Annotated in this window: 27 protein-coding genes; 12 read left to right on the forward strand and 15 right to left on the reverse strand. The window is 66.1% G+C overall.

Annotated elements, in window-relative coordinates; genetic code table 11:
* Positions 1-288: 288 nt before the first annotated feature.
* Positions 289-849: a MarR family winged helix-turn-helix transcriptional regulator gene (locus tag HNP02_RS10460; RefSeq protein WP_184437918.1), complete on the reverse strand. Its 561-nt coding sequence runs from the start codon at positions 847-849 to the stop codon at positions 289-291.
* Between the two features lie 128 nt (positions 850-977).
* Here HNP02_RS10460 and HNP02_RS10465 point away from each other — a divergent pair, with 128 nt between their 5' ends.
* A complete protein-coding gene (locus tag HNP02_RS10465) occupies positions 978-1,814 on the forward strand; it encodes an ABC transporter substrate-binding protein (RefSeq protein ID WP_184437920.1) in 837 nt (278 codons plus the stop codon).
* Between the two features lie 9 nt (positions 1,815-1,823).
* Here HNP02_RS10465 and HNP02_RS10470 read toward each other — a convergent pair whose 3' ends face one another.
* The 8 genes from HNP02_RS10470 to lmeA form a co-directional block, all read right to left on the reverse strand.
* The gene (locus tag HNP02_RS10470; protein WP_184437922.1) at positions 1,824-2,093 is read right to left on the reverse strand and encodes a hypothetical protein; all 270 of its coding nucleotides are present in this window, start codon (positions 2,091-2,093) and stop codon (positions 1,824-1,826) included.
* A complete protein-coding gene (locus tag HNP02_RS10475; protein WP_184437924.1) occupies positions 2,093-2,758 on the reverse strand; it encodes an FABP family protein in 666 nt (221 codons plus the stop codon). The genes HNP02_RS10470 and HNP02_RS10475 overlap by 1 nt, the downstream gene beginning before the upstream one ends.
* 227 nt (positions 2,759-2,985) lie before the next feature.
* Positions 2,986-3,288, reverse strand: coding sequence for a DUF1416 domain-containing protein (locus HNP02_RS10480; RefSeq protein WP_184437926.1), 303 nt, complete (start codon positions 3,286-3,288; stop codon positions 2,986-2,988).
* Position 3,289: 1 nt separating this feature from the next.
* Positions 3,290-4,123 (reverse strand): sulfurtransferase, encoded by an 834-nt coding sequence (locus HNP02_RS10485; protein ID WP_184437928.1) that lies wholly within the window; start codon positions 4,121-4,123, stop codon positions 3,290-3,292.
* Between the two features lie 36 nt (positions 4,124-4,159).
* A complete protein-coding gene (locus HNP02_RS10490) occupies positions 4,160-4,624 on the reverse strand; it encodes a DUF4395 domain-containing protein (protein WP_309241504.1) in 465 nt (154 codons plus the stop codon).
* Positions 4,625-4,714: 90 nt separating this feature from the next.
* Positions 4,715-4,834, reverse strand: a complete 120-nt coding sequence (locus HNP02_RS44020) for an Ms5788A family Cys-rich leader peptide (protein ID WP_375373663.1) — start codon at positions 4,832-4,834, stop codon at positions 4,715-4,717.
* Between the two features lie 14 nt (positions 4,835-4,848).
* Positions 4,849-5,274, reverse strand: coding sequence for a thioredoxin family protein (locus HNP02_RS10495; RefSeq protein WP_184437930.1), 426 nt, complete (start codon positions 5,272-5,274; stop codon positions 4,849-4,851).
* On the reverse strand, positions 5,271-6,068 hold the full coding sequence (lmeA, locus tag HNP02_RS10500) for a mannan chain length control protein LmeA (RefSeq protein WP_184437932.1): 798 nt from the start codon (positions 6,066-6,068) through the stop codon (positions 5,271-5,273). The genes HNP02_RS10495 and lmeA overlap by 4 nt, the downstream gene beginning before the upstream one ends.
* 181 nt (positions 6,069-6,249) lie before the next feature.
* Here lmeA and HNP02_RS10505 point away from each other — a divergent pair, with 181 nt between their 5' ends.
* The 7 genes from HNP02_RS10505 (at position 6,250) to HNP02_RS10535 (ending at position 12,859) form a co-directional block, all read left to right on the forward strand.
* Positions 6,250-7,038, forward strand: coding sequence for a response regulator transcription factor (locus HNP02_RS10505; protein WP_184438875.1), 789 nt, complete (start codon positions 6,250-6,252; stop codon positions 7,036-7,038).
* Between the two features lie 14 nt (positions 7,039-7,052).
* Positions 7,053-7,922 (forward strand): mycothiol synthase, encoded by an 870-nt coding sequence (gene mshD, locus HNP02_RS10510; protein ID WP_184438877.1) that lies wholly within the window; start codon positions 7,053-7,055, stop codon positions 7,920-7,922.
* 315 nt (positions 7,923-8,237) lie between these two features.
* Positions 8,238-9,356, forward strand: a complete 1,119-nt coding sequence (pstS, locus tag HNP02_RS10515; protein ID WP_184437934.1) for a phosphate ABC transporter substrate-binding protein PstS — start codon at positions 8,238-8,240, stop codon at positions 9,354-9,356.
* A gap of 94 nt (positions 9,357-9,450) precedes the next feature.
* Positions 9,451-10,419, forward strand: a complete 969-nt coding sequence (gene pstC, locus HNP02_RS10520) for a phosphate ABC transporter permease subunit PstC (protein WP_255506415.1) — start codon at positions 9,451-9,453, stop codon at positions 10,417-10,419.
* On the forward strand, positions 10,416-11,321 hold the full coding sequence (gene pstA, locus HNP02_RS10525) for a phosphate ABC transporter permease PstA (RefSeq protein ID WP_184437938.1): 906 nt from the start codon (positions 10,416-10,418) through the stop codon (positions 11,319-11,321). Before pstC ends, pstA begins: the two co-directional genes overlap by 4 nt.
* Before the next feature lie 15 nt (positions 11,322-11,336).
* The gene (pstB, locus tag HNP02_RS10530; protein ID WP_184437940.1) at positions 11,337-12,113 is read left to right on the forward strand and encodes a phosphate ABC transporter ATP-binding protein PstB; all 777 of its coding nucleotides are present in this window, start codon (positions 11,337-11,339) and stop codon (positions 12,111-12,113) included.
* 59 nt (positions 12,114-12,172) lie between these two features.
* The gene (locus HNP02_RS10535; RefSeq protein ID WP_255506416.1) at positions 12,173-12,859 is read left to right on the forward strand and encodes a response regulator transcription factor; all 687 of its coding nucleotides are present in this window, start codon (positions 12,173-12,175) and stop codon (positions 12,857-12,859) included.
* A 58-nt stretch (positions 12,860-12,917) separates the two neighbouring features.
* Here HNP02_RS10535 and HNP02_RS10540 read toward each other — a convergent pair whose 3' ends face one another.
* Positions 12,918-13,889 (reverse strand): zinc-binding alcohol dehydrogenase family protein, encoded by a 972-nt coding sequence (locus HNP02_RS10540; RefSeq protein WP_184437941.1) that lies wholly within the window; start codon positions 13,887-13,889, stop codon positions 12,918-12,920.
* Between the two features lie 81 nt (positions 13,890-13,970).
* On the opposite strand from HNP02_RS10540, the gene HNP02_RS10545 reads away from it, so the two are divergent.
* Together HNP02_RS10545 and HNP02_RS10550 are read left to right on the forward strand one after the other, a co-directional pair.
* Positions 13,971-14,480 (forward strand): MarR family transcriptional regulator, encoded by a 510-nt coding sequence (locus HNP02_RS10545; RefSeq protein WP_184437943.1) that lies wholly within the window; start codon positions 13,971-13,973, stop codon positions 14,478-14,480.
* 28 nt (positions 14,481-14,508) lie between these two features.
* The gene (locus tag HNP02_RS10550; protein ID WP_184437945.1) at positions 14,509-15,432 is read left to right on the forward strand and encodes an NADP-dependent oxidoreductase; all 924 of its coding nucleotides are present in this window, start codon (positions 14,509-14,511) and stop codon (positions 15,430-15,432) included.
* 4 nt (positions 15,433-15,436) lie between these two features.
* On the opposite strand, the gene phoU is transcribed toward HNP02_RS10550, so the two are convergent.
* The 4 genes from phoU to HNP02_RS10570 all read right to left on the reverse strand — a co-directional run bounded on the left by phoU (position 15,437) and on the right by HNP02_RS10570 (position 20,604).
* Positions 15,437-16,105, reverse strand: coding sequence for a phosphate signaling complex protein PhoU (phoU, locus tag HNP02_RS10555; RefSeq protein ID WP_184437947.1), 669 nt, complete (start codon positions 16,103-16,105; stop codon positions 15,437-15,439).
* A 91-nt stretch (positions 16,106-16,196) separates the two neighbouring features.
* Positions 16,197-18,200 (reverse strand): LCP family protein, encoded by a 2,004-nt coding sequence (locus tag HNP02_RS10560; RefSeq protein WP_184437949.1) that lies wholly within the window; start codon positions 18,198-18,200, stop codon positions 16,197-16,199.
* 227 nt (positions 18,201-18,427) lie between these two features.
* Positions 18,428-19,561: a tRNA dihydrouridine synthase DusB gene (gene dusB / locus HNP02_RS10565; protein WP_184438881.1), complete on the reverse strand. Its 1,134-nt coding sequence runs from the start codon at positions 19,559-19,561 to the stop codon at positions 18,428-18,430.
* 32 nt (positions 19,562-19,593) lie between these two features.
* Positions 19,594-20,604: an acyl-ACP desaturase gene (locus HNP02_RS10570; protein WP_184437951.1), complete on the reverse strand. Its 1,011-nt coding sequence runs from the start codon at positions 20,602-20,604 to the stop codon at positions 19,594-19,596.
* A gap of 201 nt (positions 20,605-20,805) precedes the next feature.
* On the opposite strand from HNP02_RS10570, the gene HNP02_RS10575 reads away from it, so the two are divergent.
* The gene (locus HNP02_RS10575; protein WP_184437953.1) at positions 20,806-21,279 is read left to right on the forward strand and encodes a hypothetical protein; all 474 of its coding nucleotides are present in this window, start codon (positions 20,806-20,808) and stop codon (positions 21,277-21,279) included.
* A 119-nt stretch (positions 21,280-21,398) separates the two neighbouring features.
* Positions 21,399-21,830, forward strand: a complete 432-nt coding sequence (locus HNP02_RS10580; protein WP_184437955.1) for a hypothetical protein — start codon at positions 21,399-21,401, stop codon at positions 21,828-21,830.
* Here the strand turns inward: HNP02_RS10580 and HNP02_RS10585 are convergent, their stop codons facing one another.
* Positions 21,831-22,415 carry a TetR/AcrR family transcriptional regulator gene (locus HNP02_RS10585; RefSeq protein ID WP_184437957.1) on the reverse strand — a complete coding sequence of 195 codons (585 nt, stop codon included), beginning with the start codon at positions 22,413-22,415 and terminating at the stop codon, positions 21,831-21,833.
* Positions 22,416-22,479 lie beyond the last annotated feature (64 nt).

Consider the following 22,479-nt stretch of genomic DNA (forward strand, 5'->3'; position numbering starts at 1 on the left):
TCTAGAACAACTTCCAGGTAAAGGCCGGTATTCGCAGCAATTCCTTACGTAGCTACTCCCAATTGGGACTAATGTCTCTCACCGCGAGATCAGACGCAGTCCTGTCGAGCGCCAGCAACGGTTGGAACACACCACCTGCCGGTCAGTGGATCCCTGATGGCTTCGCCAGACGCTTGCTGGCTGAATCTGCGGGTAGTCCAAGGGGATTCAGTGAGACGCCGATGGGCCCACTGGTCTTGAAGGGGTGTGACTACTCAGCGCCGACGGACGAGTCGCTGCCGGCAACGGTCATGACGGACCATCTTTCGATGCGCGGTTCGGTAATCGCTTCGCCAGACGCTTCTTGGCTGAATTTGCCGGTGGACCAAGGTGATTCATTCCGGTGTTGATCCGCCGGCTACTGTCGCCAAGCGCTGCCATCTGTGGCCGTGACAGCTGATTCAGGTAGTGCCTGCGCACTGCCTTCGCGTAGGTCACCAGTGCCGGTCTGATCCGCGCCAGACCGTCGTGGGTGATGGTCGCGACCACACCGCGCCGATCGCGATTGCTGGTGCTGCGCTGCACCAGCCCTTGCGACTCCAGCCGCCGGATCTGTTGGCTCACTCGACTCGGCGTCAACATCAGAGCGTGGGCCAGATCGCCCATTCGCGCGGATCCGGAGTGGGACGCAGCCAGCATTTCCAGTAGCAGCACGTCGAACAGCGTGAGCTTGTGCGCGTCCATCAACTTCCGGTTCAGCAAGATGTAGAGCCGCATCGCCGCGTCGAGGAAGTGTTGCCAACTGCGCTGCTCGGTGTCGTCGAGTGCCGGTGGATCACTTGGTGGAAACTCCAGACACCCGTCGTCCATGGGCGGTGATGCTAGGCGGCACTGTTCATCCGCCGCCTCTGAATTTTGAAAGTGACTTCATCGGATGTCAGCCATCGGCGCTGAACACATGGCTAGCCACCGACCGTCGGGTGGGCGATGATGCGGCGATGCGCAGTGTGCTGGCCTCGGTGGTTACCGTGGTCGTGTTCGCTGCGGCGTGCGCGGCCCCCGCCGAGACGACGATGCCACGGTCCGAGCGGTGCACCACTGACTCGCTGAAGACCATGTACCCCGGCGTGCTGACCGTGGGAACCGATCAACCCGTGTACCCGCCCTGGTACATGGGCGACAACCCGACCAGTGGCGAGGGCTTCGAATCCGCCTTGGCGTATGCGGTTGCCGGTCATCTAGGCTACCGACGGGACGTCGTCCGGTGGGTGCGGGTGCCGTTCAACGCCGCGTTGGACCCTGGCCCAAAGTCGTTCGACATCAACCTCTCCGAGTTCTCGATCACCCAGCAACGGCAGGGCGCGGTCGACTTCTCGTCACCGTACTTCGACGTGACGCAGGCCGTCGTCGCGGTGAAGACGTCGCCCGCTGCCAACGTCCGCGATCTCGGTGGCCTCAAGTCGCTGAAACTCGGTGTGCAAGTGGGCACTACGAGCTACACGGCCGCGATAGCCGTGGGCGCCAGCATCCCGGTCTCGGTGTACAACACCAACGGCGACGCCAAGATGGCGCTCAACACTGGCGAGATCGACGCGCTGGTGGCCGATTTGCCGACCGCTTTCGCCGTCGCGGGGGAGCTGCGCGACGGTGTGATCATCGGCCAGTTGCCGGACGTAGCAGGGGAAGTCGAGCAGTTCGGCATCGTGCTCGGCAAGAACAGTCCGCTGACCCGGTGCGTGTCGTCCGCGGTCGATGCGCTGCGGACGGACGGCACGCTGACCAAGCTGCAGGAGACGTGGCTCTCCGATGCAGGGAAGGCTCCCGTGCTGTCGTAGTGCGCTCGGTCAGGACGCCGGTCCCGGCGCCTTGTCCGCACAGGCCTGCTGTGCGTTCGCCCAGGTCTGCGGATCGACGCCAGGAGGTGCAGCGGGCCCGGCAGGCGGCGTTGGCACCCCGTTGTGGGCAAGGCAGGACGCATACGAACCGTGGCCCACCGGTTGGGTCGTTGGTGCGGGTTGCGGTTCGGTCGGAGATCCGCAGGACGCGGCGAAGAGGGCGACCGTGAAGAGCGCGACCGCGGCGCTGACGCGCGCGGCCGGGTGGGGCAACCGCATCAGCCGACGAACCGCGTCAGCCGGGCGGACAGATGCGGCACCAGGCCGCCGTCGGCGTCGACGCGCTCCTCGACGTAGGCGAGGTCACCGCCCTCGACGATGCCGTAGAGCCGCTTGGCGCCGCCGACGAGGACGCCGGACTTGCTGCGGGCCAACGCATCCGTCACGAGCTCCCAGGATGACTGGGTGATCGGGCTGCCGTAGAACAGCTCGACGTAGCCAGCCGAATGGGCGAGCAGCAGTTCGATGGCCTGTGACTCGGCGACGTCGTTCGGGTCGTCGACGAAACGCCAGTAACCGGTCTCACGCAGACTCGGCCCTTCGTATTCGCCAGTGTCGGAGAGACGCCAAGAGCGGGCTTCCCAGTTCAGGTAATCACGGCCGTCGTGGGACACGATGATCTGTTGGCCGAATCGGTAGTCGCCCTGCGCATCGCGGCCCTCGCCGTCGCCGCGCCAGACGCCGACAAGGGGCAGCAGCGCGAGGAGAGCGTCGTTGAGTCCGACGCCTTCGCGGAGGTTGGCGGTGTCGGCGGGAAGCGGAAGGTCCTCGAAGCCGGGCACATTGCGCGCTGCGGTGGCCTTGGCCCGCTCAACGGCTGCCGCGACGGCGCGGTCTCCGGAAAGCTGGGGAACCGAACCCTGGGGGATGTCCTCGGCGCTCACTAGTCGTCAGTGATCAGCCGGTACACCGCGTACAGCGCGAACCAGGTGATGACCACGGTCGCCGCAACGAGCATGATCTCGAAGAAGAGCACCACGATGTTGAGTCTATCCGGCGGGCAGGAGCGGAGCGACCGGGGGATCGACGTCCGGCGGGCAGGAGCGGAGCGACCCGGGGGTTCAGCCCAGCCTCAGCGGTGCCCCGACACGTCGGGGCACCGCTCGTCGGACTAGGCGACCTTGACGTCGACCTCGTGGATGCCTGCACCGGACGGCGCGACGCTGGCGTCGCCGTTGCCTGCGGGCGACAGGGCGCGCAGCGTCCAGGTGCCGGGCGCGGCGAAGAACCGGAAGTCGCCGGTGGCCGACGCGACGACCTCGGCGGTGAACTCGTCACTGGAGTCCAGCAGGCGCACGAACGCACCGCCCACGGACTGGCCAGCGCCGTCGACGACGCGGCCGGTGATCACCGTCTCCTTCTCGAGGTCAACGCTGGCGGGCAACGTCAGTCCTTGCTTCGGTGCTGAGCACATATCAACTTCCCAACTCAATCGGGACTCCCACCAGGGAGCCGTATTCGGTCCAACTGCCGTCGTAGTTCTTCACATTCGTGTGGCCGAGAAGCTCACGCAGCACGAACCAGGTGTGCGACGAACGCTCACCGATCCGGCAGTACGCGATGGTCTCCTTCGATCCGTCGAGCCCAGCGTCGGCGTACAACGCGGCGAGAGCGTCGTCGGACTTGAAGGTCCCGTCCTCGTTGGCCGCCTTGCTCCACGGAACATTGATGGCGGTCGGGATATGCCCAGCCCGCTGACTCTGTTCCTGAGGCAGGTGCGCCGGCGCCAGGATCTTGCCCGAGAACTCGTCGGGGGAACGGACGTCGACCAGGTTCTTGTCCCCGATGGCGGCGATGACCTCGTCACGGAATGCGCGGATGTCGTTGTCCGGCGCTTGCGCGGTGTACGACGTCGACGCGCGATCGGGCACGTCCTTGACGAGCGGGCGGCCGTCCAGCTCCCACTTCTTGCGGCCACCGTCGAGCAGCTTCACGTCCTGGTGGCCGTACAGCTTGAAGTACCAGTAGGCGTACGCGGCGAACCAGTTGTTGTTGCCGCCGTAGAGGATCACGGTGTCGTCGTTGCTGATGCCCTTGTCCGACAGCAGCTTGGAGAACTGCTGGGCGTCGACGAAGTCGCGCTTGACCTGGTCCTGCAGCTCGGTCTTCCAGTCCAGCCTGACGGCGCCGGCGATGTGGCCGCCTTCGTAGGCGCTGGTGTCCTCGTCGACCTCGACGAATACGGTGTTCGGCGCGTCGAGATTGCTCTCGGCCCAGTCAGTCGTGACCAGGACGTCGGAGCGTGTCATGGATGAAATCCTTTCGATTGCTTCGCGATTCGGCCGTTAGGCCGGGCTGGGGGTACGGCGGAAACGAGTGACGAGCGGGTAGAGCTGGCAGCCAAGGCAGATGCCGAACGCCGCATTGAGGAAGGCGGCGACCAACGCGAATGCGGTGGCCGTAAGACCCAGCGCCGGAAGCCCGAACGCGAAGCCGGCTGCGCCGACCACCGCGAACAGGAACCCGACGAGCTGGGCGAACTTGAGCGGCGGCACCGGCTCCCGATCGGTTACGGGGCCGATTCGCGGTGCTACGAAGGTGGCGAAGATGCGGCCGTAGGGATGCTGACGTGGGCCGCCTACCGCACCGATGGCGAACACCACGGCTTGCAGGCCGAGGATGACGGCCGCCGCGACATTGCTGAATGCGGAGGCGACGAGCGTGGCCACGATGACGACCGTCGTCACCCACGCGGTGAAACGGGGGCCGCGCACGTCTACCTGCTGCGGTCCGGTGATCTTGTTCGACACGAGAATGCTCCTGCTTGTTGTCAAAGAGGGGTTGTGGGGCAAGCCACAGGGGGCTGCTCCGAGTGCGGCGCGAAGAAGGGGCGCGGCTACTCAGCAGCTACAACAACAACAGCAGCAACCCGCGACGCGGCACAGATCGACTGCGCGGCGCTTGGTGAGCACGAGCTCAATGCGGGGTGACACGCCCGTGAGCTTACCCAAGTCCGCCATAAAAAACGAAGCCGTCAAGCCAATAGCGGTTCGAGCGCGGAACGCAGGTCAGCAGCCTTCGGAACGCCGGGGGCGCGATACCGCTGTCGTCCGTCGGCGTCGAAGATGAAGGTAGTGGGCAACGACAACACCGAAAGCCGCCGCGCAGCCGCTGGATTGGCATCCATGTCAATTTCGACGTGAGCCACTTCGGGCAGGTCCGCGCACACCTGGTTGACCACTCGTCGCACCCCTGCGCACGGACCGCACCACACCGCGCTGAAGTGCACCACCGTCGGTCCGGTGCCTGACAACCCCAGGTCGGAGGTGTCGACGTTGGCGGCATCCTCGGCGGTCTGGCGCAGCATCCCGGCGCGGAGCGTCAGCAGCCTGCCGATCACGTACGCCACCCCGAGCGCGGCGACGAGCACCGCGATCACGACGACGAGTGAAGAGCTCATGGTTGTTTGAACCCATCGAGTGCCACGGTTACTCCCGTCGCGATGCCTTCGATGATGATGTCGGAGCCTCTGGCGCCCTCGCTGGTCGGCGCGATGCCGAACGGCAGCGTCATTCCCGGCATGCTGCCGGTGAACGACTTCAGCACCGCAGCCTTCTTGTCCTCGGGCACCTCCCGATCGGCCGTCCCCGCACCGGTGAGCACGCCGGTGGCAGTGAACACCAGGGTCCTCGACTCGTCACCCGCCACGGACAGGTCGACAGACACGCTGACCTTCTCGTCGTAGTCAGCCGCCTTCGGGGTGCCGGTGAACACCAGCCCCTTGCTGGTCGAGATCCCCGATTCGGTGGTGCCGCCGGTAGCGTCGTTGGTCTCCTTCGGTGGCGCCTCGACCAGCAGGTCCTTGATGCCCATGAAGCGCCCGAAATGGGTCGAGTCGACGATGATCCGGCTCTCCAGCTTGCCGACCTGCAGTTTTGCGGAGGGCGTTATCAACCAGGAGGCGTCGGTCAGGTCGACGGCGTGCAACGTCGCCTCGAGAGACGCCCTGCCGACGACGGGGTGGTCGACGGCGCCCGCGCGGATCTCCACCTCCCGGTACTTGTGTCCGGCGGCCTGCGTGACGAACGGGAATCCGAGGATGCCCACCCAGGGGTCGAAACTGAGCTCGTTTGCCGCGCGCACGGAGCGTGCCCAGCGGTATTCGGCGTAGATCGCCGCACCAAAGTCGGCGCCGACGGCGGCCACTACCAGCGACGTCACCGCCGCTAGGAGGCCGATCAGCACCTTGCGCATCCGCACATTCTGGCCCACCGGAACCCGTCCTCGACGCTCAGCGCGGCTAATTAGCAGGTAGCACGCTATCGTTAGGCAATCGTTGGTCGGTAACGACCACGTGTCAGCCATGAAACTGGGCGGTGACCGGACTCCGTCGTCGTGGATGGGGCCGGGCGACCCCCCGGGCGTGCTGGAGGACCTGTTGGACCTGTTATTACTGACCGTCGACCCGCATCCCGAGTCGGTTCTGCCGTCGTTGGCGCTTCTGGCGCACAACGTGCGGTCGGCACCGACCGAGGTGTCCTCGCTACTCGAGGCGGGCACCGCCGACGTGGCGATCGTCGACGCGCGCACTGATCTGGCCGCTGCACGCGGTCTGTGTCGGTTGCTCGGCACCACCGGGACGTCGGTCCCCGTCGTGGCCGTGGTGAACGAGGGTGGACTCGTTGCGGTCAACGTCGAGTGGGGGCTGGACGAGATCCTGCTGCCAAGCACCGGACCCGCCGAGATCGACGCCCGACTGAGGCTGCTCGTCGGCCGACGCGGCGGTGTCGCCGATCAGGAGAGCCTCGGCAAGGTCAACCTCGGCGAGCTCGTCATCGACGAGGGCACCTACACCGCGAGGCTGCGCGGGCGTCCGCTCGACCTCACCTATAAGGAATTCGAGCTGCTGAAGTATCTGGCGCAGCACGCGGGCCGGGTGTTCACCCGCGCGCAACTCCTGCAAGAGGTGTGGGGCTACGACTTCTTCGGCGGCACCCGCACGGTGGACGTTCACGTCCGGCGGTTGCGCGCCAAGCTGGGTCCTGAGTACGAGTCGTTGATCGGCACGGTGCGCAACGTCGGGTACAAGGCGGTGCGGCCGGCGCGCGGACGGCCCCCCATTGCCGGTGCCGAGCTGCCCGACGACATCGACGACCCCGACGGTTACGACGCCGCGCCCGACGCCATACCGGAGTCGTTCAGCGACCCGCTGCGCAGTCAGTGAGTAGCGACTTCACGATCGGCAGGGTCACGGCGCTCTCCAACGTCGACCAAGACCGGATCCGGGATTTGATCGATGCCGCCACTGCGCACGACGGCGTCGCACCCGTCGGCGATCAGGTGCTGCGCGAGCTGCCCCACGATCGGACCCGGCACCTGGTGGCCCGTGTCCGCGACGGTATCGTCGGCTATCTCAATCTCGTTGCAGCGACGCCAGATTCGGCTGCGATGGCCGAGGTGGTGGTGTCCCCGGATGCCCGACGGCGGGGCATCGGGTCGGAGTTGATCGAGGCTGGTCTGGCCGAAGCCGGCGACGGCGCGCAGGTCTGGGCGCACGGCAACCTCGAACCGGCAAGAGCGACGGCCGCCGCCATGGGTCTCGTGAAAGCGCGCGAGCTACTGCAGATGCGCCGAAGCCTCACCGACCTGCCGCCGGTGACCGTCTCGCCCGACGTCCGGCTGACCACCTACTCCGGCCCCGAAGACGACGCCGAGCTGTTGCGGGTGAACAATGCCGCCTTCGCATGGCACCCCGAACAAGGGGGGTGGACGGAGGACGAGATCGCGGAGCGTCGCGAGGAGTCGTGGTTCGACGCCGACGGACTGTTCCTCGCGTTCGACGCCGATGCCGGCGGGTTGCTCGGATTCCACTGGACCAAGACCCACGGACCCGAACTTGGCGAGGTGTACGTGCTTGGCGTCGACCCGGACGCCCAGGGCCGGGGTCTTGGCGCCACCCTGACACTGGTCGGGCTGCACCACCTCGCCGAGCGGGGCGCCGACACCGTGATGCTCTACGTCGAGGCCGACAACGCCGGTGCGGTGAAGACGTATCGGCGGCTGGGATTCGACGTGTTCGCCACCGACGTGGCGTACACCCGCGGCTGAACCTCATCGCCAACCGCCGTTTGCCGTAATTGCAAGCGCGGTACGGATCGAAGCCCGCTTCAACGATTCCGAGGAATTCTCAGCGAGCGTTGAGTCGTTGCCCATGGGTTGATTCTGTGATTTCAGCAGTTGCCGGGAGCGGCGTCCACCGCCCAGCCCGGGTTCATTTGCCGTTCATATTGCGGCGGTTCGTCGTTCATGGTCAGCACTTAGGTTTTCTGCCGAGCGGCGACGGTTTCGCTCGACGCACTGTGTTCCCGTCGATGGGCTGCGCCTGTCGGGTGCACCAGCGTCACCTCATCTTGAAGGAGCTACGTGAAGGCCAATCGAACGGGTGCCGTGCTGAGCCTGCTGGCCGCAAGCACCCTGCTGCTGTCGGCGTGCGGTAGTGACAACAACGCCGCTCCAGGATCGACATCAGGCGGCAGCACTGCCGCCGCCGGTGACTGCGGTGGCAAGAAGGCGCTCAAGGCCAGTGGCTCCTCGGCGCAGGCGAACGCGGTGACGCGCTTCGTCACCGCCTACGAGTCCGACTGCCCCGGCTCCACCCTCAACTACACGTCGAGCGGATCCGGTGCCGGCGTCTCCGAGTTCATCGGCGGCCAAACCGATTTCGGTGGCTCGGACTCGCCGCTGAACAAGGACAAGGGCGAGGTCGACAAGGCTGCGGCACGCTGCGGTAGCCCCGCATGGAACCTGCCGACGGTGTTCGGTCCTATCGCCGTCACCTACAACGTGGCGGGCGTCGACGGACTGGTGCTGGACGGACCCACCCTGGCCAAGATCTTCAACGGCACGGTCAAGACGTGGGACGCCCCGGAGATCAAGGCGCTGAACGCGAGCGCGACGCTTCCGGGCGAGCCGATCAACGTCCTGTTCCGCAGCGACGAGTCGGGCACCACCGACAACTTCCAGAAGTACCTCGACGCCGCATCCGACGGCGCATGGGGCAAGGGCGCAGGCAAGACGTTCGCCGGCGGTGTCGGCGAGGGCGCCAAGGGCAACGAGGGCACGTCGGCGGCCATCAAGAGCACCCCGGGTTCGATCACCTACAACGAGTGGTCGTTCGCGAAGAGCCAGGGCCTCGCGATTGCCAAGATCGTCACCTCGGCGGGCCCCGATCCGGTCGAGCTCAGCGCCGAGACTGCAGGTAAGGCGATCGACGGCGTGAAGATCAAGGGCGAGGGCAACGACTTGGTGCTGGACACCGCGTCGTTCTACAAGCCCACCGAGGCGGGTTCGTACCCGATCATGCTCGGGACCTACGAGATCGTCTGCTCGAAGTACGCGGATGCCGACGTCTCCAAGGCCGTCAAGGCGTTCCTGACGTCGGCGCTGGGCAATGGGCAGAAGGGCCTGGACGAGAACGGGTACATCCCCGTGCCCGACAAGTTCAAGACCCGGTTGGCTGACGCCGTCAAGGCAATCGCGTAAGTAATCGGAACTGATGTCGGTTTCACCAGACTCGACCTCTGTGGGCTCGTCGACACCACCGGCGAGCCCACAGAAGATCGGGGATACTCCGGATATGCCAACGAAACCACCTAAGGGGCCCACCCTTAAGAGCGGTGACGGTCGTTGGGGAGACCGCGTTTTCAAGTCCGTCGCCATCGCCGCCGGTGCCACCATCATCGGCGCGATCGGCCTGATGGCGCTGTTCTTGCTGATCCGCGCGATCCCGTCGCTTGGCGCCAACCACGCCAACTTCATCACCAGCACCGAGTTCAACACCACCGATGCGGACAACCTGCGGTTCGGCATCCGCGACCTCTTCCAGGTCACGGTGCTCAGCTCGATCTTCGCTCTGGTGATCGCGGTACCGATCGCCATCGGCATCGCCGCGTTCCTGACGAACTACGCGCCGCGCAACCTGGCCAGGCCATTCGCCATGCTCGTCGACCTGCTCGCCGCGGTGCCGTCGATCGTCTTCGGCCTGTGGGGGATCTTCGTGCTCGCACCATGGCTCGAGCCGGTGGCGAAGTTCCTCAACGACAGCCTCGGTTGGTTCTTCCTGTTCGGCGACGGCAACGTCTCGCTGGCCGGCGGCGGGACGATCTTCACAGCGGGGATCGTGCTCGCGGTGATGATCCTGCCGATCATCACCTCGGTGACGCGTGAAGTGTTCAGCCTGACCCCCAAGGGACACGTCGAGGCCGCCCAGGCTCTGGGTGCCACGAAGTGGGAAGTGGTCAGGATGACCGTCTTCCCGTACGGCCGCAGCGGAATGATCGCCGGATCGATGCTCGGCCTTGGGCGTGCCCTCGGTGAGACCATCGCCATCCTGATCATCCTGCGGACGGCGGCGCAGGCGGGGCACTGGTCACTGTTCGACGGTGGCTACACGTTCGCATCCAAGATTGCTTCGGCCGCTGCGGAATTCAGCGCGCCGCTGCCAACGGGTGCCTACATTGCGGCGGGCTTCGTGCTCTTCGCGCTGACATTCATCGTCAATGCGCTGGCCCGTTTGGCAGCCGGAGGGAGGGTGAGCGGAGGATGACCGACACCATGCTGGACCGCGCGGTCAAATCGCCGACCTTTCACCCGATCGGTACAGCCCGCAAGCTCAAGAACAACATCGCCACGATCCTGTTCGGAACATCGTTCGTGATCGCCATGATCCCGCTGGTGTGGCTGCTCTACACCGTGCTCTCGCGGGGTTTCCAGGCGATCATCTCGTCGACGTGGTGGAGCCGGTCGCTGGCGGGAGTGCTGCCGGAGCAGTTCAACGGCGGTGTCTATCACGCGATCTACGGAACGATCATCCAGGCGTTGATCGCGGCCGTGCTGGCGGTGCCGTTGGGCATCATGGCGGCCATCTACCTGGTCGAGTACGGCCGCGGCCGGTTCGCGAAGGTGACCACGTTCATGGTCGACATCCTGGCGGGCGTGCCGTCGATCGTGGCCGCACTGTTCGTCTTCGCGTTGTGGATCGCCACACTGGGGTTCGAGCAGAGCGCGTTTGCGGTGTCCTTGGCCCTGGTGCTGTTGATGCTGCCGGTCGTGGTGCGCAACACCGAAGAGATGCTGAAGTTGGTGCCCGACGAACTGCGTGAGGCTTCGTATGCGCTCGGGATTCCGAAGTGGAAGACCATCGCGCGCATCGTCGTTCCCACTGCGCTCCCCGGCATCATCAGTGGAATCCTGCTCGCGCTGGCCAGGGTGATGGGCGAGACCGCCCCGGTGCTGGTGCTGGTCGGCTACGCCAGGTCGATCAACTACGACGCATTCAACGGCAACATGGCGTCACTGCCACTGCTGGTCTACACCGAGTTGACCAACCCCGAAGCCGCTGGGCGACTGCGGGTCTGGGGCGCTGCGCTCACGCTGATCCTGCTGGTGGCAGCGCTGTATCTCGCGGCCGCCTTGGTAATCCGGCTACTCAACCGAAATCGCGTGTAGGACTTAGGAGCTGATATGGCCAAGCGCTTGGATCTCAAGGATCTGAACATCTACTACGGCTCGTTTCACGCGGTCGCGGACGTGGCACTGTCGGTGGCACCCCGCAGCGTGACGGCCTTCATCGGCCCGTCGGGCTGCGGCAAGTCCACCGTGCTGCGCACCCTGAACCGGATGCACGAGGTGCTCCCCGGCGCCCGGGTCCAGGGTTCGGTCTTGCTCGACGGCGAGGACATCTACGGCGCAGGCGTCGACCCGGTCAGCGTGCGCAAGACCATCGGCATGGTGTTCCAGCGGCCGAACCCGTTCCCGACGATGTCGATCAAGGACAACGTGGTGGCCGGGTTGAGGCTGCAGGGAGTCCGTAGCAAGAAGACGCTCGACGAGACCGCCGAGCGTTCACTCAAGGGCGCCAACCTGTGGAACGAGGTCAAGGACCGGCTGGACAAGCCCGGCGGCGGGTTGTCCGGCGGTCAGCAGCAGCGGTTGTGCATCGCCAGGGCCATTGCCGTGCAACCGGACGTGCTGCTGATGGACGAGCCATGTTCGGCGCTCGACCCGATCTCCACGCTGGCGATCGAAGATCTGATGTCCGAGCTCAAGCAGGACTACACGATCGTCATCGTCACCCACAACATGCAGCAGGCCGCGCGGGTCAGCGACCAGACGGGGTTCTTCAACCTCGAAGCCACGGGCAAGCCCGGCCGACTGGTGGAGATCGACGACACCGAGAAGATCTTCTCCAACCCGACCCAGAAGGCGACCGAGGACTACATCTCGGGACGCTTCGGCTGACCCGACCGGGTCCCGCGTGCGCACGTGCGCATGGTTAGGCAGAGAGGCGGTCAACGGGATTGACCACCGAGACGGGCAGTCTGGTTGTCGTCGAAGCGCTTTCGACTGTGGCCGCTGCACTCATGGAGGCCGCGGCGCTGATCGGGATCGACACGACGTGGTGTCGTGACGGTGCCGACGCGCTGCTGACCGTTGGCGCCAACCCGCCGAGCGTCCTGGTGATCGCCGCTCACACCGACACCGTCAGCGCGGCGCGGATCTCCGCCGCGGTGCGCAGTCGCTGGAGTCTGCCCATCCTGGTGGGGGCCGCACCGGGCGAGGAGGATCTCGCCAGCGAAGCACTGGAGGCCGGCGCCTCTGCCGTCATCGTCCGGCCGTACGACATCACCGCGATTGCGCCATTTGCGCTCAACGCCAACGGTAAACAGCAGGAACAGCCCAGCCTGTTCGTCGCGGGCCCGATCCGCGTCGACCGGCGCGGTTACGAAACCCGAGTGGGCGATCGCTACGTCGAACTGACGCAGCGTGAACTGGAACTGCTGATCTTCCTCATCGTCCACCAGGGCACGGTGACCAGTACCGAAGAGATCAGTCAGGCGGTGTGGGGACACCCGTCGGAGACCAATACCGTTGCCGTGCATGTCAAACGGCTCCGTCAGAAACTCGGAGCCGACCCCGAGCACGGTGAGTACATCCGCACCGTCCGCGGGGCCGGGTACCGGCTCGCCCCCTCCATCTGCGCCTAGTTTCCCAGCGACTGGGCGCGTTTCCGATCGGTGAGCGACCGTTTCCGCGCCCAAATCGCTACGGGGTGAAGACGACCCGAGTGCCCGACGGCTCGGCGGACGTCCATACCCGTTCGACGTCGGCCAGCTGCCGGGCCTGGGTGCGCAGGTCCAGATCGCCGGAGGCGACCATGGCGAACAGCCGCGGCAGGGCCTCGGTGCGGATCCGCGCCACGACGTCTGGCGGCACGCTGCCAAGCCCGACACCGGACATGGTGATGGCCGTGCTGCGCAGGATGCCGGCAGCCAGATTCATGGTCGGCCCGGCCATCGAGCCGATCTGGACGAACCGTGTGACGTGATAGGCCGCCCGCTGGCTGGTCAGCGCGGTGAGCACCTGCTCGGCCGGCTCGCCCCAGAGGTAGTCCAGCACCGCGTCGAACGGGCGCTCGGCGTGCAGGGCGGCGACGCGGGTGCCGAGATCCTCGCTGCCGAGCGCGATCGCGTCGTCGGCGGCAGCGGTGTCCTGCAACCACTGCAGGCGCGTGGTGTCGCGGCCCGCCACCACCACCCGGCCCGCGCCGAACACCGACTTCGCCAGTTGCACGGCGATGGACCCGGTGACCCCGGTGGCGCCGAGCACCAGCACGTGATCGCCGGGACCTACCGCCGCCGCGTGTTCGAGGGACATCCAGGCCGAGGTGCCGGGATTGGGGATGGCGGCTGCGGTCACCGAGTCGACGTCCTCGGGGACTTCGACGGCCTCGTGCGGATCGACCAGCGTGCGTTCGGCCATCATGCCGTGGGGCGACAGCGGGCCTACGTAGGCCCGCCTGCCGTCGTCGAAGCGGACCACGCCGTCGACGCCAGGAATCACGGGAAGATGAATCCCCCTGCTGGAGTAGTGCTTTCCCGAGGAGATGCCGCGGCTGAGGTTGCTCAGCGCGGACGCCTCGACCGCGGCAATCATCGCGCCGTCGCTGGCCTCCGGCTCGGGGTGATCGGTGTAGACGGGCGTCTGGCCCCATTCGTTCACTACGGCGGCTTTCATCACGCGTTCCTTCGTTTCGGCAGAAATGGTTTCTGTGGAAACAATGTACCGAAGTGATGCGTTCGTGGCAAGATGGTTTCCGTGAAAACCAAATCGGCCCTCATCGCGGAGATCGACGAGTTGGTCGGTGCCGTTGGTGACAAGTTCGACGCCGACGAGGACGGCGACGCGGAGCGCGACTTCATCGTGGAACGGTGTCCCAAGCGGTTGGAGCACAATGTCCGGTCGCTCCCCACGCTGTCGATGCACCTCCTTGCCGTCATTGCCGAAGGGCCCGTCAGCGTCGTCGGGCTGGCTGCGCGGTCCGGTCAGTTGAAGGGCACCGTGTCCAAACACGTCCAACGGCTGGTGGACGCCGGTCTGGTGGCCCGCACGCCCGTCCCAGGCAACCGCAAGGAGATCGAGTTGAGCCCGACCGCCGATGGTGAGCTCATCGTCGATGCCCACCGGCGGTTGCACGAGGAGATGGCGGACGGACTGCACGACTTCCTGCTGCGCTACAGCGGCGCCGAACTGCAAGTGCTCGCCATGGTGTTGCGGGATCTGCAGGCAGCCAGAAAGGTCGGAGTGCGCCTCGTAGTCGGGGAATAGCGCCAGGACCGAAGCCGTCATACCCGTCATGGCCAACCAGTCCCGGGCAGTGCAGTTCGATCAGTACGGCGGCATCGACGTCCTCGAAGTGCGGGACGTACCGCGTCCGCAGGCGGGTCCGGGTGAGGTTCTGGTCCAGGTGAAGGCGGCCGCCATCAACCCCGGCGAGGCGATGATCCGCAAGGGAGTACTGCACGACCGCTGGCCGTCCACCTTTCCGTCCGGCCAGGGAAGTGACTTCGCCGGTGTGGTGGCCGACGTCGGCGATGACGCCAAGGGGTTCGCCGTGGGCGACGAGGTGCTGGGTTTCACCGATTCACGGGCCAGTCAGGCCGAGTTCGTCGTGGTGCCCGCGGGGCAGTTGACGGCCAAACCCGCGGCGGTGCCGTGGGACGTGGCGGGCGCACTGTACGTCGCGGGTACTACCGCCTACGCGGCCGTTGGCGCGGTGCGGTTGACGCAGGGCGACGTGGTGGCCATCGCAGGCGCGGCGGGCGGGGTCGGCACGATCGCCGTGCAGTTGGCCGTCAGGGCCGGCGCCACGGTGCTCGGCATCGCCGGGCCGTCGAACGATGAGTGGCTCACCGAGCACGGCGCCATCCCGGTCAACTATGGCGACGGCCTGGCCGACCGGCTCCGCGGCTTCGGGCGCATCGACGCCTTCCTGGACTTCTTCGGCGGCGGCTACGTGGAACTTGCCGTCACCGACCTCGGCATCGCCCCCGACCGGGTGGACACCATCATCGACTTCGCCGCAGTGGAACGATTCGGCGTCAAGGCCGCGGGCAACGCCGAGGGAAACACCGCGATGCTGGCCGAACTCGCCGAACTGATCGCCGCAGGGCAACTCGAGGTGCCGATCGCCGGCACGTTCCCCCTCGACGACGTGCGGCAGGCCTACCAAACACTGGAGGCGCGGCACACCCGCGGCAAGCTGGTGCTTCGCCCCTGACCCCTTAGCGAGGGGTGGGCACGTCTTCTTCCTCGGGGAACTGGCCCGTGACCTGGAAGATGATTCGCCGGGCGACTTCCACCGCGTGGTCGGCGAACCGCTCGTAGAAACGGCTCAGCAACGTCACGTCGACGGCGGCGGTGACCCCGTGCTTCCACTCCCGGTCCATCAACACGTTGAACAGGTGGCGGTGCAGGTCGTCCATCGCGTCGTCTTCTTCGCGAATCCTGGCGGCCTTCTCCGGATCTCGGGTGACCAGCACCTCTTGCGCGCTGTTGCCCAACTCCACGGCGACCCTGCCCATTTCGGCGAAGTAGCCGTTGACCTCTTCGGGCAGGGCGTGCTGCGGGTGACGGCGCCTGGCGATCTTGGCGACGTGCAGCGCCAGCGCGCCCATCCGGTCGACGTCGGCAACGATCTGGATCGAGCTCACGATCGCGCGCAGGTCGCCTGCCACCGGTGCCTGCAACGCCAGCAACACGAATGCGGCCTCCTCGGCGCGCGTGCTCATGGTGGCGATCTGCTCGTGATCGGTGATGACCTGCTCGGCGAGTGCCAGATCGGCCTGCAGCAGGGCCTGGGTGGCGCGCTCCATGGCGCCGCCTGCCAGCCCGCACATCTCGCCGAGCTGGTCCGTCAGGGCGGTCAGTTGCTCATGGTAAGCGGTACGCATGCGCCAAGCCTACGGTCTGGCGCTCCGATCGGTCACGCCGTCGACGGTGAACGAAAGGTGAATGCCACCTGCCACGATGACGGTTCCGGGGTCACTCGCAGGTGGTATCGGCGGCGTTGGTGACCGTCAAGTCCTCGGGCAGGTGGGTCGGTTCGCTGCTGGTGCCCTTGAGCACGTGGACCTGGATCGGCGAGCCGCTCGGCGTCGGAGGCGCAACCGAGGCGAAGTCGGACCCGAGCACGACCCGGATCGTGGTGCCCATGCCCGTCACCCGCTCGATGGTGGGGTTCGAGAACGACGACGCGACGGTGGCCGCGGCCTGCTCGTTGCCCGCGGAGAAGAACACCGTGGTCGAGGCCAGCGGTCCTGGGTAGTCGTCGGGATCGGTGACGTTGAAGCCGTGCTGCTGCAGCTCGCTGGCCGCGACCGTCGCCAAGCCGCTCTCGCCTGTCGAGTTGGAGACGCGCACGGTGATCTCGCCGGGACTCGTGGTGACGGCATCGACCAGCTCGCCGTTGGCTGCGCTTGGCGCCGGCTGGTTGCTCGTCGGGGTTTTCGGCACCGGCGTGTTGTCGGCGTTCTTCTCCTCGGGCAGCGGGTCGTCGTTGATGATCGCGTCGAACAGCGCGCGCATGTCCTCGGTGCGTGGCGGCTCGTTGCCCTCGGAGTCGGTGACGCCGGTCGGCACGGTGACGAAGGTGATGCGGCCGGCGTTCACGCCCTGGAGCGACTGACCGAGGTCGACGAGGTCCTTGGTCTGGATGTTGTCGACGTAGCTATCGTCGATGAACATGTTGACGACGTTGTTGAGCTTGCTGAGGCTGAAGAACACTTCCTTGGAGATCAGCGAGCGCAGCAGCGAGGACAGGAACAGCTGCTGGCGCTTGATGCGTCCGTAGTCGCCGTTGGTCTCGGTGGTGACCTGCCGCGCGCGCACGTACTGCAGGGCGGTGTGGCCGTCGATCATCTGGCGGCCGGAGTTGGCCAGCACGGTGCCCAGCTCGTAGTCCTCCAGCGGCGTCGTACTGCACACCTCGACCCCGCCGACGGCATCGACCATCTTCGCGAAGCCGGAGAAGTCGACCGCCATGAACCTGTTGATGGACAACCCCGACAACTTCTGGATTACCTTGACCAGACACTTGGGCCCACCGAACGAGTAGGCGGAGTTGAGCTTGGTCTCGGTGTAGACCTGGTCGGGGCCGTAGCTCTCGGTGTCCGCGTCGTAGAGCGGGCCGTATGCACCCGTCTCGGGGTTCCACGGCTCGCACTTGATCGGCGTGATGGCCAGATCGCGTGGGAAGGACACGGCGACAACACGTTTGCGGTTGGCCGGAATGTTCACCAGCATGACCGTGTCGGAACGCGCGCCCGCGGCGTCAGCGGTGTTGCCGGCGCCCATGTCGCTGTTCTGGCCGATGCGGCTGTCGACGCCGACGATCAGGAAGTTCTCGTCGCCGAACTGCGCGTTGGGGTCGAGGATGTCGCGTGAGTTGGGGTCGAGGGCAGAGACCTTGTTCAGGCTCCGGTTCTTCTCCGACTGCCATTGCCACGCAGCGCCAGTGATCGCCAGCGCGCATATGGCGATCAGGGCTGCTGCCACCCGCCCGGCGACCATCGCGGTGTGGCGGCTGCGATGCGGCGCAGGCTTCGTGCGTGCCTGCACGTCGATGGCACCCCTCGCGGGGCGTCGCGCGTCGGTAAGGATCGGTACTTCGGAGTCGTACAGAGCGACCGGCGGCATGACCTCGGTGGCGGGGTCGTGGTCCCTGCCGGCCGCAACGTGCGGCTCCGAGTACGCGGGCAGCGGAGGTTCTGGCTCGGCGCGGTGGCGCGTCGGCTCCTCGTCCGGCCGGGTTCCCGAGACCTTGGCGATGAGGTCTGCGACCGTCAGCGCGCCGGCGTGGTGTGCCGCCGGCTCGTCGTGCCGATTGCCGTCGGCCTCATCGGGAGCCTTGGAACTTCGGTTGCGTTCCCACGGCGCGGCGCCTGGCACCGGCCGCGCGGATCGGGTAAGCCATTGTTTGTCGCCGTTGGGACCACCCGGGCCCGGCGAAGCGGGACGGCCAGGAGTGGCGTTGTCGCCGTCACTCATGTCGTACCGGCCTCCGACTCCCAGGCGTGTCGCGCCCGGCTTCCATAACGTTCAGGTGCAGATTCTCTGCGTGCTTCCTGTTTCTTTAGCAGCACATTTTCGGCTCCGCCACCGGAGCCGTCGCAATAAGACCCTCATCGTACTGAGACAACCTAAGACGGAGCCAGTCGAAGAAAGTGTCAGTGCCGTCTCAGAGTGGTCTCAGCACATCTCGGTGCCGCGACGGATCAGCCTCCGGAGTTCATCACGTCGGCGCCCTCGGGCACCGTGCAGTCTTCCGGATCGTTGAGCCAGCCCTCCGGAAGTGACACCGATCCTGGCGAGCCCTGGCGTCCCCGCGGACCCTCTGCCGCGCGCGGGAATGGCACGTCCGGATCGAGTCGCGACAGCAGGTCGTCGAGTTCTGCCAGCGTCTTGACCAGTGCCAATGCCCGCCGCAGGTCGGCTCCCGCGGGAAATCCGTGCATGTACCACGCGACGTGCTTGCGGATGTCACGCATTCCCTTGTCCTCGCCGAAGTGTTCGGCAAGCAGCTCGCCGTGCCGGCGGATGATCGAGGCGACCTCGCCGAGCGTCGGCGGCGTCGGCACGTCGCGGCCGGAGAAGGCGGCGGAGAGTTCGGCAAACATCCAAGGCCTGCCGAGACAACCCCGCCCGATGACGACTCCGTCACACCCCGTCGACGCCATCATGGCGAGCGCATCGTCGGCGTCGAAGATGTCGCCGTTGCCCAGCACGGGAACGTCGGTGACGTGTTGCTTGAGTTGGGCGATCTGATCCCAGTCCGCAGTGCCCGAGTAGCGCTGGGCGGCGGTGCGAGCGTGCAGTGCGACGGCGGCCGCGCCCTCCTCGGCGGCGATCCGCCCCGCGTCGAGATGCGTGTGGTGGGCGTCGTCGATGCCGATCCGGAACTTCACCGTCACCGGGATGTCGGTGCCCTCGGTGGCGCGTACGGCTGCGGCCACGATCTGGCCGAACAGCCTGCGCTTGAACGGCAGCGCTGCGCCGCCGCCCCGCCGGGTGACCTTGGGCACGGGACAGCCGAAGTTCATGTCGATGTGGTCGGCCATGCCCTCGTCGGCGATCATCTTGGCCGCGGCGAAGGTGGTCTCCGGGTCGACGGTGTACAGCTGCAGCGACCGCGGCGACTCGTCGGGCGCGAACGTGGTCATGTGCATGGTGACCGGATGCCGCTCGACGAGTGCGCGGGCCGTGACCATCTCACACACGTACAGCCCGCTGACGGTGCCCGCCCGCGCCAGTTCGAGCTCGCGGCACAGGGTGCGGAACGCCACGTTCGTGACGCCCGCCATCGGGGCCAGCACCACGGGGCTACGCAAAGCGATTGGCCCGATTTGCAGCTCCCCGGCCGCTGATGCGGGCTGAGCTGTGTCTAGGACGCTGCCGATGCCGATGTCGTCACCAGGAGGTTCTTCATGGCCTTCTTCTCGGCGACCTTCTTCTCGCGTTCGAGGCGCCGCTCCTTGGCGAGCTCGAACTTCTGGCAGGTGTCCTCGAGCTCCTCGACCAGCTTGCCGAGGTCGTCGCGCAACTCGGCGGCTTCGCCGGTGAAGTCCTCGCGCTCGAAGATGCGCCACTTCTTGAGTACCGGCATCACCACGTCGTCGAGGTGAATGCGTGGGTCGTATACGCCGCCGACGGCGATGATCACGGCCTTGCGACGGAACTCGGGCACGGTGTAGCCGGGCATCTTGAAGTTGCGCAGGACGCGGTGCAGTGACTTCATCGCCTGGTTGGGGGCGATGTCCAGGCCGGCGGCCGATACGTCGCGGTAGAAGATCATGTGCAGGTTCTCGTCCGCGGAGACGCGGCCGAGCAGCTGGTCGGCGATGGGCTCGTTGCAGGCCTTGCCGGTGTTGCGGTGCGAGACCCGGGTGGCGAGTTCCTGGAACGTCACGTAGATGACCGAGTCGAAGAGACTCTCGGCGAACATCTCGCCCTGCTGGCCCTGGCCGGGGCTGAACCCACGGGTGACCTGCTCGACGCGCAGCTCCTCGAGCTCGATCGGATCGATCGCGCGGGTGACGATGAGGTAGTCGCGCAGCGCGATGCCGTGCCGGTTCTCCTCGGCGGTCCAGCGATTGACCCACCAGCCCCATGGGCCGTCCATGCTGAAGTTCATCGCGATCTCGCGGTGATACGACGGGAGGTTGTCCTCGGTGAGGAGGTTCTGCAGCATCGCGGTCTGGGCGACCTCCGAGAGCTTCGACTGCTCGGGATCCCAGTCCTCGCCGCCGAGCGCGTAGAAGTTCTTGCCGTCGGACCACGGGATGTAGTCGTGCGGGTTCCAGTCCTTGCGCATCGTCAGGTGGCGGTTGATGTTCTGCTCGACCACCGGCTCGAGTTCGTGCAGTAGCTGCAGGTCTGTCAACTCGGTCGACATGAAACCTCCCAGTTATCTGTACCTGTTGGTAGCACTCAATATATCTGTGTACCCCGGTGACATCAAGTCTATGGACACTTGGATGTTACGGGTGTTGTCTAGCTATCCCTGATCTGCCGCTCGGGACTGTACGATTCCTGTGGGTACCCGGCTCCCCGGCAAACCAATCCGCCTCGGCGTTGACGAAAGGTCGCAACCGACGTGAAGAAACTTCTTGTTCTCGGCGCAGGTGCGTGTAGCGCTGCAGCGGTCGCGTTGACGATGGTCGGTGGCGGAGTCGCGAACGCCGATGACGGGATCGTCGGGCAGTACTACAAGGACGCCAAGGGGAAGATCAGCCAGATGGGCATGACCCCTGTCGTCGCGACTACCGTTGGCGATCGCAAGGATTGGGACAACTGCATCGTCTCGAGCGCCAATAAGTCGTCCTTCCTGGACGGGTCCGGCAACAAGTCCGGGAACACGATGCTCGTCAACCTGAACTGCTACTCCAAGTACGGCACGGCACTGTGGCCGGGTTACTCGCTGGCGAGTCCCGAGGGCCGCAAGATGTGGGAGGCCGATATGGCGGCAAAGAAGAAGAAAGAGGCCGACGCCGCTGCCGCCGCGGCCGCCGCCCAGCAACAAGAGCAGGATCAGCTCGCCGCGGTGGATGCCCAGCAGGCTGGCGAATAGTCCCGAGTTCATCACCCGAGCAGTTCCTTCGGACTAGTTGCGCGAACGCTGCGCAGGCGGTCTGTCAGCGGTACTATCCCCGTCGAGCAAGGCTGTTTCGACTGGCAGATAGGGCTACCGTGAAGAAGCTCATCGTTTTTGGTTCCGGCGCGCTTGGTGCGCTGGCTCTTTCGACCGTTTTCGGTACTGGCGTCGCTTCGGCGGATGACTATGCGGGGCAGAAGTACTCCGACGCATCGTCGGCGGCCAGCGATGCGGGCCAGACGGTCGTCGTGGCGGCGCGGGTGGGCGACAAGGTTTCGCAGGACGACTGCGTGGTCACACGGTCGCAGACCGCGCCCTTCGCCAGCGCGAACGACGGCGCGCACGTCGCCAGCACCGTGCAGTTCTACTTGAATTGCAACGGCGGCTACGCGACCGCCGGGATGCCCGGCCCCTCGCTGGGCAGTCCTGAGGGTCGCTCGGCGAAGGCGGCGGCAGACGAGGCCGCAGCGCAGGCTGCATCCGAGGAAGAGGCCGCGCTCGCCGCGGTCTCCACCCCCAATCAGTAACTAGTGGGTTGACGCCCGGCTGAGCAGCATGTCGACGCAGTAGTCGATGAACTGCTCGCGGGTGCTCGCCAACCGGCCGTTCAGATAGGCCGTGAACAGCGCCGACAGTGCGCCGACCAGACCCGTGGCCACCATGGCCTGCACGGCGGGATCGGTGATCCGGGTCAGTTTGCGCTGCAGCAGGTCGATGAAGGTCGGCATCCAATCGGCGCCCGACTTCGTCAGCACCGGTTCCCGTTGGGGCGCGATGAGTAGAACCCGGCCGCGGACCGGGTCGTCCACCATCAGTGCGACGAATCGTTCGACGGCGTCGCGCGGGGTGTCCGACGAGGTCAGGGCTGCCATCGCGGTGCTGCAGACGTGGTCGTACACGGCGCGGACGAACTCGTCGCGGTCGGTGAAGCTCTCGTAGAAGTAGCGCTCGGTCAGGCTCGCTTCACGACAGACCGCGCGCACGGTCAGGGCAGGCCCGGCTTCGCCACCCAGCAATCCGACGCCCGCCGCGACGAGTTCGTCGCGCCGCAGCATCTGACGGTCCTGCAGTGGTACGCCGGACCATCGGCCCTGTCGTTGACCGGAAGGCACATGGCTCCTAAACTTCAAGTGACAACGCTCGTAGTCAGAGTAAACCGCCTGACGATTCAGGAGA

Origin of the sequence: Mycobacterium sp. AZCC_0083 (assembly GCF_014202335.1) — a bacterium.
Classification (GTDB): Bacteria; Actinomycetota; Actinomycetes; order Mycobacteriales; family Mycobacteriaceae; genus Mycobacterium.